This is a genomic window from Streptomyces sp. T12 (genome assembly GCF_028736035.1).
GTDB lineage: Bacteria > Actinomycetota > Actinomycetes > Streptomycetales > Streptomycetaceae > Streptomyces.
The window spans coordinates 1,386,383-1,404,612 of record NZ_CP117866.1; the positions used below are offsets into that span (position 1 = coordinate 1,386,383).

The 18,230-nt window shown below is 69.8% G+C and carries 10 protein-coding genes and 2 pseudogenes; 9 read left to right on the forward strand and 3 right to left on the reverse strand.

Features of this window, described 5'->3' with window-relative positions; translation table 11 throughout:
• Nucleotides 1-66: 66 nt before the first annotated feature.
• A complete protein-coding gene (locus PBV52_RS06025; RefSeq protein WP_274237238.1) occupies nt 67-3,063 on the reverse strand; it encodes a carbohydrate binding domain-containing protein in 2,997 nt (998 codons plus the stop codon).
• Between the two features lie 447 nt (nt 3,064-3,510).
• Here PBV52_RS06025 and PBV52_RS06030 point away from each other — a divergent pair, with 447 nt between their 5' ends.
• Nucleotides 3,511-3,708: a hypothetical protein gene (locus PBV52_RS06030; protein ID WP_274237239.1), complete on the forward strand. Its 198-nt coding sequence runs from the start codon at nt 3,511-3,513 to the stop codon at nt 3,706-3,708.
• A gap of 170 nt (nt 3,709-3,878) precedes the next feature.
• Complete coding sequence (locus tag PBV52_RS06035) at nt 3,879-4,769, forward strand: GntR family transcriptional regulator (RefSeq protein ID WP_274237240.1); 891 nt, start codon at nt 3,879-3,881, stop codon at nt 4,767-4,769.
• A 132-nt stretch (nt 4,770-4,901) separates the two neighbouring features.
• Here PBV52_RS06035 and PBV52_RS06040 read toward each other — a convergent pair whose 3' ends face one another.
• Nucleotides 4,902-5,123 carry a hypothetical protein gene (locus PBV52_RS06040; RefSeq protein ID WP_274237241.1) on the reverse strand — a complete coding sequence of 74 codons (222 nt, stop codon included), beginning with the start codon at nt 5,121-5,123 and terminating at the stop codon, nt 4,902-4,904.
• On the opposite strand from PBV52_RS06040, the pseudogene PBV52_RS51670 reads away from it, so the two are divergent.
• From PBV52_RS51670 to PBV52_RS06065, 5 genes and pseudogenes are all read left to right on the forward strand, one after another.
• Nucleotides 5,104-5,166: pseudogene (locus PBV52_RS51670) on the forward strand (hypothetical protein); the annotation flags it as partial. The gene PBV52_RS06040 and the pseudogene PBV52_RS51670 sit on opposite strands and share 20 nt — an antisense overlap.
• A gap of 124 nt (nt 5,167-5,290) precedes the next feature.
• A pseudogene (locus tag PBV52_RS06050) lies at nt 5,291-6,426 on the forward strand (aconitase family protein); the annotation flags it as partial.
• Nucleotides 6,427-6,587: 161 nt separating this feature from the next.
• Nucleotides 6,588-7,505: a hypothetical protein gene (locus tag PBV52_RS06055; protein ID WP_274249288.1), complete on the forward strand. Its 918-nt coding sequence runs from the start codon at nt 6,588-6,590 to the stop codon at nt 7,503-7,505.
• 142 nt (nt 7,506-7,647) lie between these two features.
• Nucleotides 7,648-8,280, forward strand: coding sequence for a DedA family protein (locus PBV52_RS06060; protein ID WP_274237242.1), 633 nt, complete (start codon nt 7,648-7,650; stop codon nt 8,278-8,280).
• Between the two features lie 141 nt (nt 8,281-8,421).
• On the forward strand, nt 8,422-13,644 hold the full coding sequence (locus tag PBV52_RS06065; protein WP_274237243.1) for a family 43 glycosylhydrolase: 5,223 nt from the start codon (nt 8,422-8,424) through the stop codon (nt 13,642-13,644).
• 8 nt (nt 13,645-13,652) lie between these two features.
• On the opposite strand, the gene PBV52_RS06070 is transcribed toward PBV52_RS06065, so the two are convergent.
• On the reverse strand, nt 13,653-16,187 hold the full coding sequence (locus tag PBV52_RS06070) for a beta-L-arabinofuranosidase domain-containing protein (RefSeq protein WP_274237244.1): 2,535 nt from the start codon (nt 16,185-16,187) through the stop codon (nt 13,653-13,655).
• A 248-nt stretch (nt 16,188-16,435) separates the two neighbouring features.
• Between PBV52_RS06070 and PBV52_RS06075 the strand changes: the two genes are divergently transcribed.
• Both PBV52_RS06075 and PBV52_RS06080 read left to right on the forward strand, forming a co-directional pair.
• On the forward strand, nt 16,436-17,410 hold the full coding sequence (locus PBV52_RS06075; RefSeq protein ID WP_274237245.1) for an ATP-binding cassette domain-containing protein: 975 nt from the start codon (nt 16,436-16,438) through the stop codon (nt 17,408-17,410).
• Nucleotides 17,407-18,207, forward strand: a complete 801-nt coding sequence (locus PBV52_RS06080) for an ABC transporter permease (protein ID WP_274237246.1) — start codon at nt 17,407-17,409, stop codon at nt 18,205-18,207. Before PBV52_RS06075 ends, PBV52_RS06080 begins: the two co-directional genes overlap by 4 nt.
• Nucleotides 18,208-18,230 lie beyond the last annotated feature (23 nt).

Here is an 18,230-nt window from a genome sequence, read left to right on the forward strand (position 1 = left end):
CCACAGGCCCTTTCCAGTACGGTCGCGTGGGCCCGGGGTTCGCGCTCCCCCGGGCCCACGCGCCGCTTACTTCAGGTAGGGGCCGTCGGCACCGATCTTTCCGGTGCCGTTCAGCACGTACACCCGCAGGTTGCCCTTGCCCGGCGCCGTCACGGAGAGGGTGCCGTTGGAGACGGTCTTCACGTCGCCGGTGACGGCGTCCCGGTAGGTGCCGTTCGGGATGCCGGTGTAGGTGGCGTTCCCGGTGACGGTGACGAGCGCGAAGCTGTCGGTGCTGCCGCTGGTGTAGCGGCGCTTGAACGCCATCGAACCGCTGATGCCGTCGGTCGAGTACTGGCCCATCTGCAGGGCCGGGACGGCACGGCGGATCTGGTTCAGCCGCTGGAGGTGCTTGACGAGTGGCTGCGCCAAAGTGGTGGCGACCTCGCCGGTCGCCGAGTCGGCGGTGCCGAACTCGGAGGCGGTGACGGTGCCTTGGAGGTGGTCGCCGTAGTACGCGCGGCCCGTGGACGCCAGCGGGCAGGTCGGCCCGCAGTCGATCTGCTTGCCCTTCTGGAACTCGATCTCCGAGCCGTAGTACAGGGTCGGGATGCCGCGGAACGTCCACATCAGGGACATGTTCTCGGCCCAGGCGTCGGTGCCGCCGGTGTAGCGGGTGCTCGACTTGTTGGGGCCGTAGTCGTGGCTGTCGACGTAGACGACGTTGTACGTGGCGTCGTTGACGCTGTCGTCGGAGTCCTTGCCGTTGCTGAACGCGTTCTGCGCCTCGCTGAAGTTCATGTGCATGCGCATGTCGATGATGTTCATGCCGGAGAACTGGCTGCGGTCCGGGATGTGGTAGCTGTTGCCGTTCAGGAAGGCGTTGGTCGACGTCGGCTGGTTGCCGGTGCCCAGGTTGTTCTCGTAGGTGAACTGCTCGATGGCCGCCGTCTCGTCGTCGGCGCTGTAGTCCTTGCGCTCCTTCCAGGTGAAGAACTGCGCGGAGTGGTTCACGGATCCGCGGTTCCACTTGTCGTTGACGAAGGCCCCGACCTCGCCGAAGACGAAGAAGTTCTGGGCCGCCGTGGTGCCGAACCTCTGGGTCACGCGGTCGTAGATCGCGGGCAGGAAGCGGCGGTTCCAGGTCACGCGCGGTATGTGTACGGCCGTGTCGACGCGGAAGCCGTCCACGCCCATGTCGATGTACTTGTCGTACGCGCCGATGAGGTAGTTCTGGACGGGCGTCGACTCCGTGTTGAAGTCGGCCAGGTCCTCGTGCAGCCAGCAGGAGCGGGCGTCCTCGCCCTCCCAGTTGCCGATCCAGCACTGGTGGTAGTACGTCTTCGGGAACATGCCCGACGTGGGGCTCGGCCACTGGCAGTTGTAGAGCGTGTAGCCCTCGGCGCTCTTGCCGCCGGTCGGCTTGCCCCAGTTGACGCAGGTGTTGCCGGTGGGCTCTGCGGTGGACCACAGGTCGCCGTTGTAGTACGACTTCCCGGACTTGGACTCGACGGTCAGGCCGTCGTACTCGAAGTCCGCGTTCTTCTCGTCGTAGTACCAGCTCCACTGGGAGTCGCGGACGCCGTAGACGGTCGGGGTGAACAGGCCCTTGGCGCCCCAGCGGGAGCTGTGGTTGTAGACGACGTCCTGGTAGATCTTCATGCCCTTGGCGTGGGCGGCGTTGATGAGGTCCTGGTAGGTGGCGCCGGCCGACTCCAGGCGCGGGTCGACCTTGTAGAAGTCGTAGCCGTGGTAGCCGTGGTAGTCGTAGTCCGAACGGTTGAGGACGACCGGAGTGATCCAGACCGCGGAGAAGCCGAGGGCCTTGATGTAGTCGAGCTTCTCGACCAGGCCTTTGAAGTCACCCCGGAACATGGGGTCGTTGTTCGCCGCGTTGCCGGACTTGGTGTGCTGGCTGCCGCCGCGGTTGTTGGAGCTGTCGCCGTCGTAGAAGCGGGCGGTGAGGACGAAGTAGACGGGGTCCTTGCGGGGGTCCGTGCCGAGCGGGGTGCCGGCGGCCGGGGCGGGGGCCTTCTCGCCGGTCGTCGCGGTCGCCTCGGCGGACGCGGGCGAGATGTTCCCGGCGGCGTCGACGGCCTTCACGGTGTAGGTGTAGGCGGTCTTCTCCTCAAGTCCCGTGTCGGAGTGGACGGTTGAGCCGACGTCCGTGACGACGGTGCCCTTGGTTCCGCCGGTGCGCGTGACCTGGTACTTGGCCACGCCCTTGTTGTCGGTGGCGGCGTCCCAGCTCACCACGATCGACGTGTTGGTGACGGCGGCGGTGACCTTGGTCGGTGCGGCGGGCGCCTCGGTGTCGGGCTCCTGCGCGGCGCAGGGGTTGGTGGCGCCGGTGGTGAGCGTCTTGTCCTTCACGGTCGTGGTGCCGGTCGGGATCGTGTAGTCGGCGCTGTTGTTGTTGTCCCAGACGCCGTTGCCGTTGTTGAACGCGGCCTTCAGCGAGGTGGCGGTGCCGATGTCGAGGGTCTTCTTCCACCAGCCGGTGCAGGCGGACTCCATGCCGACGCCGGGCGCGGTCGTCCACGATCCGCCGGCGGGCGCGTAGTGGATGTTCGCGGTGGTCCAGCCGGAGGTGGCGGTCGAGTAGTAGACCGTGGCCTGGTTGCCGCTGCCCGTACCGGTGTCGGCGCACGGGTCGCTGTGGGCGATCACCCCGTCCTTGACGGTGATGGTGCCGGTGCCCAGCGCGTAGTTGTTGCCGCCGTTGTTGTCCCAGGTGCCGCTGCCGTTGTTGAAGGTGGCCTGCAGCCCGGCGGCCGAGCCGAGGTCGACGGTCTTCTTCACCCAGTCCGTGCAGGCGCTCTCCATCTGCGTGCCGGGAGCGGTCGTCCAGGAGCCGCCGTCCGGTGCGTAGTGCAGATACGTCGACGACCAGTTCTTGGTCTTCGTGTAGTAGAAGACCGTCGCCGTGTTGGCCGCGTCGGCTGCGTTGGTCGTGTCGGCCACCGGTTGAAGTGGAGCCGCCGGGTCTGCGGCCGGTGTGGTGGACAGCAGCCCGAGCAGCCCGGTCGCCGCCACGAACGCCGCGAGGAGGCGTCGTGGCCGGCGCGGGGGTGCAGATCTCATGGCGACTCCAATACGGGGCGGATCCCGGGTGGTTCGGGCGTCCCTGCAAAACCAGCCGGAAAGTTCCTGAAAGTTCTTGCAGCGCGGAAGCTACAGGGACATGACAGCCGCGTAAAGGGTTCTGAGCACGACCGGAACGCCCCGCACACAGCGAGACCGAGCCGTCACCGCCGTCTTCACCTGGCAGGTGCGGCCCGGCCGGGGAGACGCAGTTCGAGGAATGGACGCACGGCGTCACACGGACCGCCTCGAAGTTCCCGGGCAGCGAGGGTGTCGTCTGGGTACGGCCCGAGAAAGGGCACCTGTTCCACGCCATCGCGCGTTTCAGTGACCCCGAGCGGTTGAAGGCGTGGCTGGCCTCCCCCGAGCGAGCGGCAGTCCACGACCGGCATGGAGACCTGGTTCAGCCTGCCGGGCACGACAGTGCACTCCCCTCCCCGCTCGAAGATGGCACTGACCACTCTCCTGGCCGCCTACCCCCTCGTACTCCTGCTGCAGTGGCTGGTCGTGCCCGCGACCGCAAGCCGGCCTCTGCCGCTGCGCGCCGCACTCTTCCCGGCCGTACTCCTGCCGTCCCTGACCTACCTGATCATGCCGTCGCTCAGTCGGCTGCTCAGGCTGTGGCTGTATCGTCCACCGACCTGACACGACAACGGGCCACACAGCAGCGCGACTTGCCGACCGCCTGCCCTACCGTGTCGTCGCCGCGCCACTTGTTGCATCAAAATTCCGAAAGATACAATCGGGCGGTTCGACCGCGCCGATCAACCTAGGATGAGGCTCTCCCGACCCACCACCTCAAGAGCGCAGGAACGATGCCGCGGCCGAACCTGACCACCTCCATCGCCACCCGGCTGGTGGACCTGATGCGCCGCAGCGGACTCGAAGAGGGCGCCCACATCACCGAGCAATGGGCGGCGGACGCGTTGGAGGTCTCCCGGACGCCGGTGCGCAAGGCCATGGCCTTCCTGACCGAGGTCGGCATCCTGGAGCGGATCCCGAACCGCGGCTTCTTCCTCACCCGTCCCGCGAGCACCCTCGCCCGGCCGGACCTGAGCGAGGGCGAGGACGTGGAGCAGTCGGCGTACTTCGAGATCGCGGACGACTACGTCGGCGGACGCTTCACCGGGTCCTTCACCTCGGCGGACATCAGCCGCCACTACCGGCTCACACCCCGCCAGGCCGATCGGGTGCTGTCCCGAATGGAGGGCGAGGACCTCGTGCGGCGCAGGGCGGGCGGCCGGGGCTGGGAGTTCCAGCACGTCATGGCCACCGCCGAGGCGCACGACCAGAGCTACCGGTTCCGGATGATCATCGAGCCGGCCGCGCTGCTGGAGCCGGGTTTCACCGTGGACGCCGACGCCTTCGCACGGCATCGGCAGCAACAGCAGGCGCTGCTGCGCGGGGACATCCTGCTGCTGCCCCGGGCCGAGCTGTTCCAGGTCAACGCCTCGTTCCACGAGATGCTGGTCGGCTGCTCCGGCAACCAGTTCCTGCTCGACGCCGTACGTCGCCAGAACCGCCTGCGCCGCCTGATCGAGTACCGCCACCAGCTCGACCGCTCCCGCCTGGCGGGCCAGGCCCGGGAGCACCTGCGGCTTCTGGACCTGGTGGAGAGCGGGGACCTGACGGAGGCATCCGCCTTCCTGAGCGCGCACCTGGACAAGGTGCGGTCGATCAAGACGGGGATCGCGGGCGAAGCCTAGCTGCCGCCCCCCCCGACGGCCCCCGGACCGCCGCGCGCGGAGATTGTATCAATGTGCGCTTCGAGACAATATAAATCCCATGAATGCCGACCACCCCGCTGTGCTCACCGTCGAAAGCCGTCCCTGCCGCTATCAGCCGCTGGACCGGGTTCTGCCGTCCTGCGAGCTCGACGCGCTGCCGTACGCGATACGGGTGCTGCTGGAAAACGTCGCGCGGCGATCGCCCCGGGCACTGCCGGACGTGGTGGCGCGGGCCCGCGCCGGCAGCGGGGACGCGGAGGTGCCGGTGCTGCCGAACCGGATCATGCTGCACGACACCACCTGCCTGCCGGCCCTGGCCGATTTCGCGGCCATGCGCGACAGCGTCGCCGAGCTCGGCGGGGATCCTGAGCGGCTCCAGCCGTCGATCCCGGTGGACCTGACCGTGGACCACTCCGTGATCGTCGAGGAGTACGGCCGCGCCGATGCCGTCGAGCGCAACCCTGCTGATCGACTTCCGGCGCAACGGCGAGCGGTACGAGATGGTGAAGTGGGCCGAGCGCACTCTGCGCAACTTCCGTGTGGTCCCGCCCGGTACCGGCATCATCCACCAGGTCAACATGGAGGCACTGGCCCGCGTGGTGTGGGTGACGGACGCGCAGGACGAGGGCGGCGGCCCGCCCTGGCTGCACCCGGACCTCCTCGTCGCCACCGACAGCCACACCCCGATGATCAACGCCCTGGGCGTGGTCGGCTGGGGAGTCGGCGGCCTCGAAGGGCAGGCCGCCATGCTCGGCGAGCCGGTCACCATCCCCTACCCGGACGTGGTCGGCGTCCGCCTGACCGGCCGGCTCCGTCGGGCGTCGGCGCCACCGACCTCGCCCTGACCCTGACCGAACTGCTGCGCGCCACGGGCGTGGTGAACAAGTTCGTCGAATTCTGCGGCCCCGGTGTCACGACCCTGGGCTGGGCCGAGCGCGCCGCCGTCTCCAACATGGCACCCGAGTACGGCGCGACCTGCGTCTTCTTCCCCTACGACGACGAGACCGCCGCCTACCTGCGCCTCAGCGGACGCGAAGAGGAGCACGTCCGTCTCGTCGACGCCTACCTCACCGCCCAGGGCCTCAAGCGCACCGACGCCCGCCCCGTGCCGCGCTACGACCAGGTGCTCGACCTCGATCTGGGCACAGTCGAACCCTGCGTGACCGGCCCGAACCTGCCGCACCAGCGGCTGCCGCTGTCCCAGGTGCCGGCTTCCTTCCGGCAAGCGGCGGGCCCTGCCGCAAGCGGGACGTATGACGCCTTCGGTGAACCGCTCCCCGACGGCCCGGTCGCCATCGCCGCCCTCACCAGTTGCACCAACACCGCCAACCCCTCCCTCATCGTGCGGGCGGGGCTGCTCGCCGAGCGGGCGGTCCGGGCCGGGCTCACCGCCAGACCCTGGGTCAAGACCTCGCTCTCCCCCGGCTCCCGGGTCGTCGAGGAGTACCTGCGCGCGTCCGGGCTGCTGCCCGCCCTGGAGAAGACCGGCTTCCACATCGTCGGCTTCGGCTGCATGACCTGCATCGGCAACTCCGGGCCCCTGCACCCGGAGATGGAACACCTCGCCCGGAGCGGTGCGACGGAGCCGGTCGCCGTCCTGTCCGGCAACCGCAATTTCGCGGGCCGGGTCAACCCGCGGATCTCCCTGTCGTACCTCGCCTCCCCGCCTCTGGTCGTCGCCTACGCCCTGGCGGGCTCGGTGCTGCACGACTTCGACCGCGAGCCCCTGGGGACCGACCCCGAAGGCCGGCCGGTCCACCTCAGGGACCTGTGGCCCTCGGACGAGGAGGTCGCCGCATGTGTCGCGCAGTTCGTCCGGCCGGAGATGTTCCGCGCCAACGCCGCACGCATCCGGCAGGGCACGCGGGCCTGGCAGGAGATCGAGGCACCCGGCGGCACCCGCTTCCCGTGGGACCCGGAGTCGACGTACATCCGCCGTCCCCCGCATCTCACGGGCCTGCCCGCCCATCCGCCCGCCCATGTGAAGATCAGCCGCGCCAAGGCCCTCCTCCGGCTCGGCGACGACGTCACCACCGACCACATCTCCCCCGCCGGCGCCATCCCCGCCCACAGCGCGGCCGGACAGTGGCTCACCGAACGCGGGGTGGCCCGCCGCGACCTCAACCAGTACTCCACGCGCCGCAGCAACCACGAGGTCATGCTGCGCGGCGCCTTCAGCAACGCCGCCGTCACCAACCTGCTCTCGACGACGACTCCGACGCACAGCCGGGGCCGGGCGGCCACGCGTACCCGGCGGACGGCGCCCACGTCCTGCCCGTCCACCAGGCCGCACCGACCTACCGGGCGGCGGGCTACGACCTGGTCGTCGTCGCCGGCCGCAACTACGGCGCCGGCTCCAGCAGGGACTGGGCGGCCAAGGCCCAGGCCCTGCTGGGCGTGCGCGCGGTCATCGCCGAGTCGTACGAACGCATCCACCGCAGCAACCTGATCGGCATGGGCGTCCTGCCCCTGGAGTTCGCCGAGGGCGACGACGCCTCGTGCCATCCCTTCGGCCACGAGCGGGAGCTCTCCTTCGAAGGACTCGACACCCTGACCGTCGGCACCCACCGCGTCACCCTCCACCTGCGGGGAGCGGAGGGCTCTCACAGCACCGCGGAACTGCGGCTACGGATCTTCTCCCGCCAGGAGCTGGCCTATCTGCGGCACGGCGGCATCCTGCCGTACGTCGTCCGCCGCGCCCTCACGCGAAGCTGAAGCTGAAGCTGAGGGGACGGACGGCCTGGACGACCGCACCCGAGCCGAGCCGGGCCCGGTGAAGGGCCGCGTGGAGGAACACCTCCTAGCACGGGATCCTTGAGGGAGGGCGACCTACGAGGGCGGCCGGGAGGTGAGGGCGGTGATCGCCGTCAACCCGATGGACAGCGCCTCGGTGCTGGCGACCTTCGGTGCGCTCGGTGTCCTCGTGGTCATCTTCGCGGAGTCGGGCCTGCTGGTCTTCGGCTTCTTCCTGCCCGGTGACACGCTGCTGTTCCCGGCGGGTGTGCTGTGCGCGGGGACCGCCCAGCAAGCACCTCGGCTGGTGCTGTGGCAGGTGCTGCTGGGCGCGGCCGTCGGCGCCGTCGTGGGGGGCCAGGTCGGGTTCCTGCTCGGGCGGCACGGCGGGCGTGCCCTGCTGGCCCGCACCTCGAAACGGCGCGTGCGGGAGACGGTGGCACAGGCGGAGCGGCTCCTGGCTCGCTACGGCTACGGCAAGGCCCTGGTGATCGGTCGCTTCATCCCGATGGTGCGCACCGTCCTGCACCCGGCGGCGGGCGCGCTCGGCGTGCCCACCCGCACCTTCACCGTCTGGCAGATCGTCGGCGGGCTGCTCTGGTCGCAGAGCCTCGTGCTGGCCGGATACGCCCTGGGGGCCTCCGTCCCCGACGCCGACGACTTCCTGCTGCCGCTGGTCGCCCTTGTGGTCGTGATCTCCCTGCTGCCCATCCTCCCCATGCTGACCGAGGCACGCCGCGCGAGGCGGGATCGCTGATGTTCGACCTGTCGGACATTGTTCGAAACCTCTTGACGCTGCACCACACCCCGATTGACACTCTCGCAACACGACGTCACACAGCCGAAACGGCAGGGTGCCCATGGCCGCGGCCCCGCCATGCCTCAGCAGGGACTCCACATGCCGTACATCGCACGTGTCCGTGGCCGCGCGAGACGCCTGGCGGGCCAACTCGCCGGACTGACCGCCGCGTCGCTGCTCCTGGGACTCGCCGTACCCGCCGTTCCCGCTCTGGCCGCGGACACGGCCGAACCGGCGGCGATCACGGACGGTCTAGCCCTCTGGTACAAGCTCGACGCCACCTCCGGCAGCACCGTGACGGACGCCTCCGGCCACGGCCGCGACGGCACGGTGAGCGGCGCCGCCGGCTGGTCGGGCACCGGTGCGGGGCTCGCCTTCAACGGCTCGGACACCTACGTCAAGGTGCCGGACGACGTCATGAAGGGCATGGACGCGATCACCGTCTCGTTGGACGTGCAGATCGACTCCGCGCAGTCCACGCCGTACTTCATCTACGGCTTCGGCAACTCCAGCGGCACCAGTGGCAACGGCTACCTGTTCACCACCGGCAACTCCTACCGGACGTCCATCGCGAGCGGGAACTGGTCGACGGAGCAGACCACCCGGCCCGCCGACTCGCACCAGCTGACCCGCTCGGTGTGGAAGCACCTCACCTACACCCAGACCGGCAGCACCGGCGTGCTGTACGAGGACGGCGTGGAGGTCGGCCGCAACACCTCGGTCTCCATCACCCCCGGCGCCATCGGCTCCGGCACCACCACCGCCAACTACATAGGCAAGTCGGTCTACTCCGGCGACAAGCTCTTCAAGGGCCGCATCCGCGACTTCCGGGTCTACGACCGCGCCCTCGCCGGCTCCGAGGTCGAGCAACTCGCCCTGCCCGTCGCCACGCAGGGTGTCGCCGACGACAAGGCCGCGCTGAGCCTCGGTGACACCAGCGCCGTCACGGCCGACCTCGACCTGCCGAGAACCGGCACGGCCGGCGGCTCCTCGATCAGCTGGGCCAGCGACAACCCGGCGGTCGTGTCCGACTCCGGCGCGGTGACCCGCCCCGCGGCCGGCGAACCGGACGCCCACACCACGCTCACGGCGACCCTGAAGAAGGGCACGGTGACCGACACCAGGACCTTCGACGTCACGGTCCTCGCCGCCTTCGACGACGCGACGGCCACGCGTCAGGCCGCCGAGTCCCTCACCGTGCACAACCTCGACGACGTCCGCGGCAACCTCACCCTCCCGGCGACCGGTTCCTACGGCACCGACGTCGCCTGGTCCTCGGCCCGGTCCGACGTGATCTCCGCCGACGGCGTGGTGCACCGCCCCGCGCACGGCGACGGGGCCACGACCGTCGAGCTGACCGCGACGGTCACCAAGGGCGAGGCGAAGGCGACCCGCACCTTCACCGCGAAGGTCCCGGAACTCCCCGCCAAGGCGGCCCTCAAGGGCTACATGTTCAGCTACTTCACCGGCGAGGGCACCGCGGACGGCGAACAGCTCTACGCCGCCCTCAGCAAGGGCAACGACCCGCTGAAGTGGCGGGAGTTGAACGACGGCAAGCCGGTCCTGACCTCCACGCTCGGCGAGAAGGGCCTGCGCGACCCGTTCATCATCCGCTCCCCGGAGGGCGACAAGTTCTACCAGATCGCCACCGACCTCAGGATCTACGGCAACGGCGACTGGGACGCGTCCCAGCGCACCGGCAGCAAGTCCATCATGGTGTGGGAGTCCACCGACCTGGTGCACTGGACGAACCAGCGGCTGGTCAAGGTCTCTCCGGACAGCGCGGGCAACACCTGGGCGCCGGAAGCCTTCTACGACGCACAGCGCGGTGAGTACGTCGTCTTCTGGGCGTCGAAGCTGTACGACAACGAGGCGCACTCCGGCGACACGTACAACCGCATGATGTACGCGACGACCCGCGACTTCTACACCTTCAGCGAGCCCAAGGTCTGGATCGACCGCGGCTACTCCGTCATCGACTCCACGGTGATCGCGCACGACGGGACGTACTTCCGCCTCTCCAAGGACGAGCGGAACAACACCTCCTCCACCCCCAACAGCAAGTTCATCTTCGAGGAGAAGAGCGACTCCCTGCTGGACCTGTCCTGGGACGCCGTCGCCGAGGGCATCGGCAAGGGCGCGATGAGCGCGGCCGAGGGGCCGCTGGTGTTCAAGTCGAACACCGAGGACAAGTGGTACGCGTTCCTCGACGAGTTCGGCGGCCGTGGCTACATCCCCTTCGAGACGACCGACCTCGCCTCCGGCACGTGGACCCCGTCCACCGGCTACGACCTGCCCGCCAAGCCCCGTCACGGCACCGTCCTGCCGGTCACCCAGGCCGAGTACGACCGTCTGCTGCGCGCCTATCAGCCCGACCAGCTCGTGGAGAGCGTCGAGGGCGTGAAGGTGACGACGAAGACGGGTCAGGCGCCGGTCCTGCCGGCCACCGTGATCGCCACCTACGCCGACGGCGTCAAGCGGCCCGTCGCCGTCACCTGGGAGGACGTCCCGGAGTCGAAGTACGCGCAGGTCGGCACCTTCACCGTGACCGGAAGCCTGCCGGACGGCGCCGCGCTGCCGGTCCAGGCCGAGGTCACCGTCTCGCAGGAAGGTCCGGACGTACCGGCCGACCTGCTCCTGCAGTACGACTTCGACGAGACCGGCGGCAACATCGCCCGCGACTCCAGCGGACACGGCTACCACGGCACCTACGTCCGTAGCCCCGACTTCGGCACCGGAGTCGAGGGCGGCTCGTTCAAGATGTCCGGCGGTTCGAGCTCCTCGGCCACCTCGCCGTACGTCCGTATCCCGAACGGCGTGCTGAAGAACGCCGACAGCGTGACCGTCTCGACGTACGCCAAGTGGAAGGGCGGCGACAGCTTCCAGTGGCTGTTCGGGCTCGGCCCCGACAGCAACAAGTACCTCTTCGCGACCCCCTCCAACGGCGGCTCCAGCCTCTACTCGGCCATCACGAAGGCGAGTTGGTCGGCGGAGTCGAAACTGACGGCCGGCTCGCAGCTCACGCCCGGCGAGTGGCGGCACGTCACGGTCACCCTCGACGGCACGACCGGGACGATGGTCCTCTACGTCGACGGCATCCAGGCGGCCCGGGCGAGTGGCGTCACCGTCAAGCCGTCCGAGTTGTACGACGCGAACAAGGACCACAGCGGCTACATCGGCAGGTCCCTGTACGCGGCCGACCCGTACTTCGGCGGCGAGGTCGACGACTTCCGCGTCTACGACCGGGCCCTCACGGCAGCGGAGGTCATGGAGCTCAGCGGCAACACCGCGGGCATCGCGAAGGCCACGGACCCCGCGCTGAAGGTCGACGCCCTCGTCGACAACGCCGGCAGCAGGATCACCCTGCCGATGAAGGAGGGCACTGACCTCACCGCGCTGGCACCGGAGTTCACCCTCGCCCACGGCGCGGCGATCAGCCCGGCCTCGGGCAGCGTCCAGGACTTCAGCAAGCCGGTGACGTACGAGGTCACGGGCTCCGACGGCAAGAAGCGCACCTGGACGGTATCGGCGCTCATCATGCGGAGCCCGGTGCTGCCGGGGCTCAACGCCGACCCGAACATCGTGCGGTTCGGCGACACCTTCTACCTCTACCCGACCACCGACGGCTTCGAGGGGTGGAGCGGTACGCAGTTCAAGGCGTACTCCTCCACCGACCTGGTCCACTGGAAGGACCACGGCGTCATCCTCGACCTCGGTCCCGACGTCTCCTGGGCGGACAGCAGGGCCTGGGCGCCGACGATCGCCGAGAAGGACGGGAAGTACTACTTCTACTTCTGCGCCGACGCCAACATCGGTGTCGCCGTCTCCGACTCGCCGACCGGTCCCTTCAAGGACGCGCTCGGTCAACCGCTGCTCAAGGCAGGCCAGTTCAGCGGGCAGATGATCGACCCGGCGGTCTTCACGGACGACGACGGTCAGTCGTACCTGTACTGGGGCAACGGCCACGCCTACGTGGCTCCGCTGAACGACGACATGACCTCCGTCGACACCTCGAAGATGAAGGACATCACGCCCAGCGGCTACAACGAGGGCACCTTCGTCATCAAGCGCAAGGGCACCTACTACTTCATGTGGTCGGAGAACGACACCCGGGACGAGAACTACCGCGTCGCCTACGCGACCGGTCCCTCCCCCACCGGCCCGTGGACCAAGCAGGGCGTGATCCTGGAGAAGGACCTCTCCCTGGGCATCAAGGGCCCCGGCCACCACTCGGTCGTCCATGTCCCGAACACCGACGACTGGTACATCGCCTACCACCGGTTCGCCATCCCCGGCGGTGACGGCACCCATCGTGAAACCACCGTCGACAAGCTGGAGTTCGACGCCGACGGCCTGATCGAGAAGGTCGTGCCCACGCTGACCGGCGTCGACCCCGTCACCGTCGTCCACGCCGGCCCGGACACCGACGGCACCGAGGGCGACCGGATCCCGCTGAACGGGTCGATCTCCGGTGCGGGCAGCCCGAAGTGGGCGGTCGAGCAGGGAGCGCCCTGCACCGTCGCCGACGCCGGGGCGGCGAAGACGACGCTGACCTGCACCGACGACGGCACCTACACGGTCACGCTGAGCGGCGGCCGCGGCAGCGACACGGCCACCGTCAAGGTCGCCAACGCGGCACCGGCCATCACGTCCGCGACCGGGCCCGCGTCCCCGGCGTCAGTCGGCAAGCGCACGGTGGTCACCGCCGCGTTCGCCGACCCGGGCACCGGTGACACCCACACCTGCCGCATCGACTTCAAGGACGGCACCGAACCCACGGACGGCACGGTGAGCGGCACCGGCTGCCGGGCCGAGCACACCTACGCCAAGGCCGGCATCCACCGCCCGGTGATCACGGTCACGGACGACGACGGCGCCTCGGACAGCACCACCCTCCCCGAGCTGATCGTCTACGACCGCGCGGCGGGCCCCGCGCTCGGCACCGGCGTGATCACGTCCCCGGCGGGTGCCTACCCGGCCAAGCCCGACCTGACCGGCAAGGCGGCGTTCTCCTTCGCCGCCGTCTACGCGAAGGGGGCCACGGTCCCCACCGGAAAGGCCGACTTCGACTTCGGTCCGGCCGGACTGAAGTTCCGCTCCACCGGCTCCGACTGGCTCGTGGTCAGCGGCTCCCGGGCCGTCTACCAGGGCACCGGCCAGGCCAACGGGAGCAGCGGCTACGGCTTCCGTGTCACCGCCACCGACGCCCCGGACACCTTCCGTATCAGGATCTGGAAGAAGTCCACCGGTGACGTCGTCTACGACAACGTCACCGGCGCGAAGACGGCGGGCTTCGTCACCCTGGGCCGGGACCCGCGCTAGAAAGGCTGCTACGTGCCCTGAGCCAGTGCCGAGACCTCGGCCTGGCTCAGGGCCTTTCCGTACACGCGGAAGTCGTCGACCGCCGCCTTCAGATACGGGTCGGCGTACTGGGACCTGCCGATGTAGGCGGCCCGGATGTGGTTGCCGAAGTGCCGCGGCTCCACGGTGACCGCGGCGTTGCGGCCGGCTTCGACGCCGTCGACGTACAGTACGGCCGTCCCGCCGCCGTACGTCACGGCCACGTGCACCCAGCGGTCGGCCGGCAACGGATCGGCGCTGATGCGCTGTTCGGCGCCGCCGCCGCCCGCGGTGATGGCGAACCGCAGGGAGCCGGAGTCGCTGCGCGGGGTGAGGAACATGTTGGCGGTCACGCCCGTGCCGAAGTCGAAGACGCGGGTCCAGGAGGCCGGTTGGCCGTCCAGCCGTATCCAGGTCGCCACCGAGTACGCGGACGCGCCCGCCAGCAGGTCCTCGGCGAGGGCGACATGGCCGCCGTCGCCGGACAGCGCCACCGCTCCGCCCAGCAGCCCCTGCGTCCAGGCCGCCCCGTCGACGAGCCGGGCCGTCCCGCCGTTGCCCGTCGCGTCGGCCGCCGTCGTGCCGGAGGTTTCGTCGAAGCGGTGCCAGGCGGCGAACTCGGGGGGCGGGGACGGGGGTTGGCCGGTCAGCCAGTACACGTTGTAGTGCTGGTGGTGCACGCGGGCGATGGGCAGCAGGGTCACGATCTCGCCGTCGGCGCGCGCCGTGAAGCGCAGCGGACTCGCCGATGACTGCCGGATCGAGTCGGTGTCCAGGCGGGGCAGCCACGGGTCGGCCGCCTCTCCGTAGGCGCCGGCCAGCACCACTGGCCCGTGCAGGACGGCCTTGACGTCGGGATCGTCCGGGGTCGATTCGACGGAGGTGCGCATGGGCAGCGCGACCTCGACGCGGTCGTTCTTGCGCCAGGCACGGTCCAGCACCAGCCAGCCACCCGCCTTCGGCCGGTCGGGCAGCGTACGGCCGTTCAGCCGGACGCGGACCCCGGTGGCCCAGGCCGGGACGCGGACCAGCAACTGGTGCTCGGCCTGTCCCGCGGTGACCGTGAGGACGGTGGCCGACTGGTCGGGCAGGCGGGTGCTCTGCCGCCAGGTGATGCCCTTGTCCCGCCAGTTGACCTCGGACGGGATGAACAGGTTGACCAGCAGCCGCTGTTCGTCATGGGAGTAGATCGTGTCGGCGAACTTCGCCTGGGTCTCCATGCCGCTGCCGTGGTCGCAGGAGAAGTTGTCGTAGTCCGTGGAGTACATGTCCGGGTCGGGGCCCATGAAGGACGGCTGCTGTTTGAAGGCGCCCGGGGCCAGACCGGTGTAGTAGATGTTGAAGCCGTGCCCGGAGTCCGGGTCCTGTTCGCCGACCATCTGGTTGAACAGGGTGCGCTCGTAGTGGTCCAGCAGCTCGGTGCGGTCCGGCGCGTGGAAGTGCAGCAGCCGGGTCAGCTTCAGCATGTTGTAGCTGTTGCAGTTCTCGCAGGTGTTGTTCGACAGCTGCCCGGCGATCACGTCCGGCTCGTGGAAGGCCTCGCCGTTGCTGTTGCCGCCGATGACGTAGGTGTGGTGGTCGACGACGATCCGCCAGAAGTTCTCGGCGATCGTGCGATAGCGGTCGTCCAGCCCTTCCTCCCACAGCCGCATCGCGCCGACGGCCTTCGGTATCTGCGTGTTGGCGTGCAGCCCGGCGAGCCGGTCCTCGTTCCTGGCCAGCGGGTCGAAGACGCGCGCGTGGGTGAAGCGCTCGGCGACCTGGAGCCACTTGGCGTCGCCGGTGATCGCGTGCAGGTCGGCCAGCACGTCGTTCATGCCGCCGTACTCCGTCTCCAGCACGCGCTGCATCTGCTCGTACGACAGATTCGCCGTACGCCGGTCGACCCACGCGCCCTTGCGCAGGACCACGTCGAGGGCCTGCTCGCTCCCGGCCAGCCGGTACTGGTCGACGAGGCCGGCCATGATCTTGTGCAGGGTGTAGTACGGCGCCCACACCCCGGTTCCGGCCTCCAGCCGGTCGAAGAAGCTCTCCGGGAACGCGGACAGGTACCCCGCGCCGAAGCCCGCCGCCGGCGACGCCGCCTGGCACTCGGCGAGCGCGGCGACGAGCCGGCGGCCCTTGTCGCGCAGCTCGGTGTCGCCGGTGTCGGCGTAGGTCAGGGCGAGCCCCGAGAGCAGGTGGCCGGTGGAGTGGCCGCGCAGCTCGACGTCCGGCCCCTCCCAGCCGCCGCAGGGCTGGGCGGTGCTCGGCAGTGCGACGTTGCGGCGGAAGGTGTGCAGCAGCCGGTCGATGTCGACGAAGCGCAGATAGGCGGTGTTGCGGCGCTGGTTGTCCCGGAACGGGCCGTCCAGCAGGGTCACGTCGGGGAGCGGGAAGGGCTGTACGCGCGTGGCCGGGCGTACGGCCTGGGGCGGGATGGCGGTCGCGGCGCGGGCCGCGGCGCCCGGCGCCATGGTCAGGGCCGCCGCGGCAGCCGTGCCGGCGGCGGCCAGAAACGGGCGTCTGCCAAGGGGTGGGTTCACAAGGACCTCCGCATGCCGAAGACGCGAGGCGGGGCGTCCCACCCTCAACCTCGTTCGAAATATCGGACGTTGTGCGACAGGTTGTGCGACGTTCCACGCTAGAAGACTGGCCGGTGATGTCAACGGCGCCTTTCGGGGCGACAGTTGCCTGACGACCAACGGGTTCGCTCCTGCCGGTTCCAGCCGGCCGCCGCCCCTGAAGCCGCACTGAAACCGCGTTGAAGGCGGCCCCCCGCACACTCCGGGGCATGAACTCACCACGGCAGCGCCCCGGTCAGACACCCCCGGCCATCGAGGTCGTAGGGCTGCGCAAGGCGTACGGCACGAAGGTCGTCCTCGACGGCATCGATCTGCGGGTGCCGCGCGGCTCGGTCTTCTCGCTGCTCGGCCCGAACGGCGCCGGCAAGACCACCACCGTCCAGATCCTCTCCACCCTGATCCGTGCCGACGGCGGCACCGCCCGTATCACCGGGCACGACGTGGCCGCCGAGCCGCAGTCCGTGCGCGCCGCGATCGGGGTCACCGGCCAGTTCTCCGCCGTGGACAACCTGATCACCGGCGAGGAGAACATGGCGCTGATGGCGGACCTGCACCATCTGGACCGGCGTGAGGGCAGGCGCGTCACCGCCGAGCTGCTCGAACGCTTCGACCTCGTGGACGCCGCGAAGAAGCCCGCCGCCACCTACTCCGGCGGTATGCGGCGGCGCCTTGACCTCGCGATGACGCTGGTCGGCTCTCCCGAGGTGATCTTCCTCGACGAGCCGACGACCGGCCTCGACCCGAGCGCACGGCACGCCGTGTGGCAGATCATCCGCGAGCTCGTCGACGGCGGGGTCACGGTCTTCCTCACCACGCAGTACCTGGAGGAGGCCGACCAGCTCGCCGACCGCATCGCGGTCCTGAGCGGCGGCCGGATCGTCGCCGAGGGCACCGCGGACGAGCTGAAGCGGCTCGTCCCCGGCGGCCATGTCCGGCTCCGCTTCCTCGACCCGGCCGAACTCGCCCGCGCCGCCGAGGTGTTGGGCGTGGGCCTGCGGGACGACGAGGCGCTGACACTCCAGGTCCCGGGCGACGGCACCGTCCACACCCTGCGCGCCCTGCTCGACGCCCTCGACGGCGCCCGCGTCGCCGTGGACTCCCTGACCATGCACACCCCCGATCTCGACGACGTCTTCTTCGCGGTCACCGGCCGCCCCGACCAGGAACAGGTGCAGACCCGATGACCACCGCCGCTCAGCCCACCGCCCCGCACCTGCGCGACTCGCTCACCATGCTGCGGCGCAACCTGCTGCACGCCCGCCGCTACCCCTCGATGACGCTCCAGGTCGCGCTCATCCCCGTCTTCCTGCTCCTGCTGTTCGTGTACGTCTTCGGCTCCGCGCTCGGCACCGGAACCGGCCAGGGCGGCGACCGCACCGCCTACCTCGCCTATCTCGTCCCCGGCATCCTGCTGATGACCGCGGGCGTCGGAGCCGTGCCGACCGCGGTCGCCGTCTGCACGGACATGACCGAGGGCATCGTCGCCCGCTTCCGCACGATGGCGATCTCCCGGGCCTCGATCCTGGTCGGCCATGTGGTCGGCAGCGTCATCCAGACGGCGATCACCCTGGTCCTGCTGATGGCCGTCGCCCTCGCCATCGGCTTCCGCCCCGACGCGAGTCCCGTGGAGTGGCTGGCGGCCTGCGGGCTGCTCGCGCTCTTCGTCCTCGCGCTGACCTGGCTCTCGGTCGCCCTGGGACTGATCAGCAAGACGCCCGAGGGCGCCAGCAACGCCCCGCTGCCGATCTCGTTCCTGCTGCCCTTCGTGAGCAGCACCTTCGTGCCGGTCGACTCGATGCCCTCCGGGATCCGCTGGTTCGCCGAGTACCAGCCGTTCACCACGGTCATCGAGACCGTCCGCGGGCTGCTGACCGGCACGGGGATCGGCCACAACGGCTGGCTGGCCGTGGCGTGGTGCGCGGCGATCGCGGTCCTCGGGTTCGTGTGGTCGCTCCGCCTCTTCGACCGCGATGCCCACTGAACACCCCGACCGAAGAAGGGCAG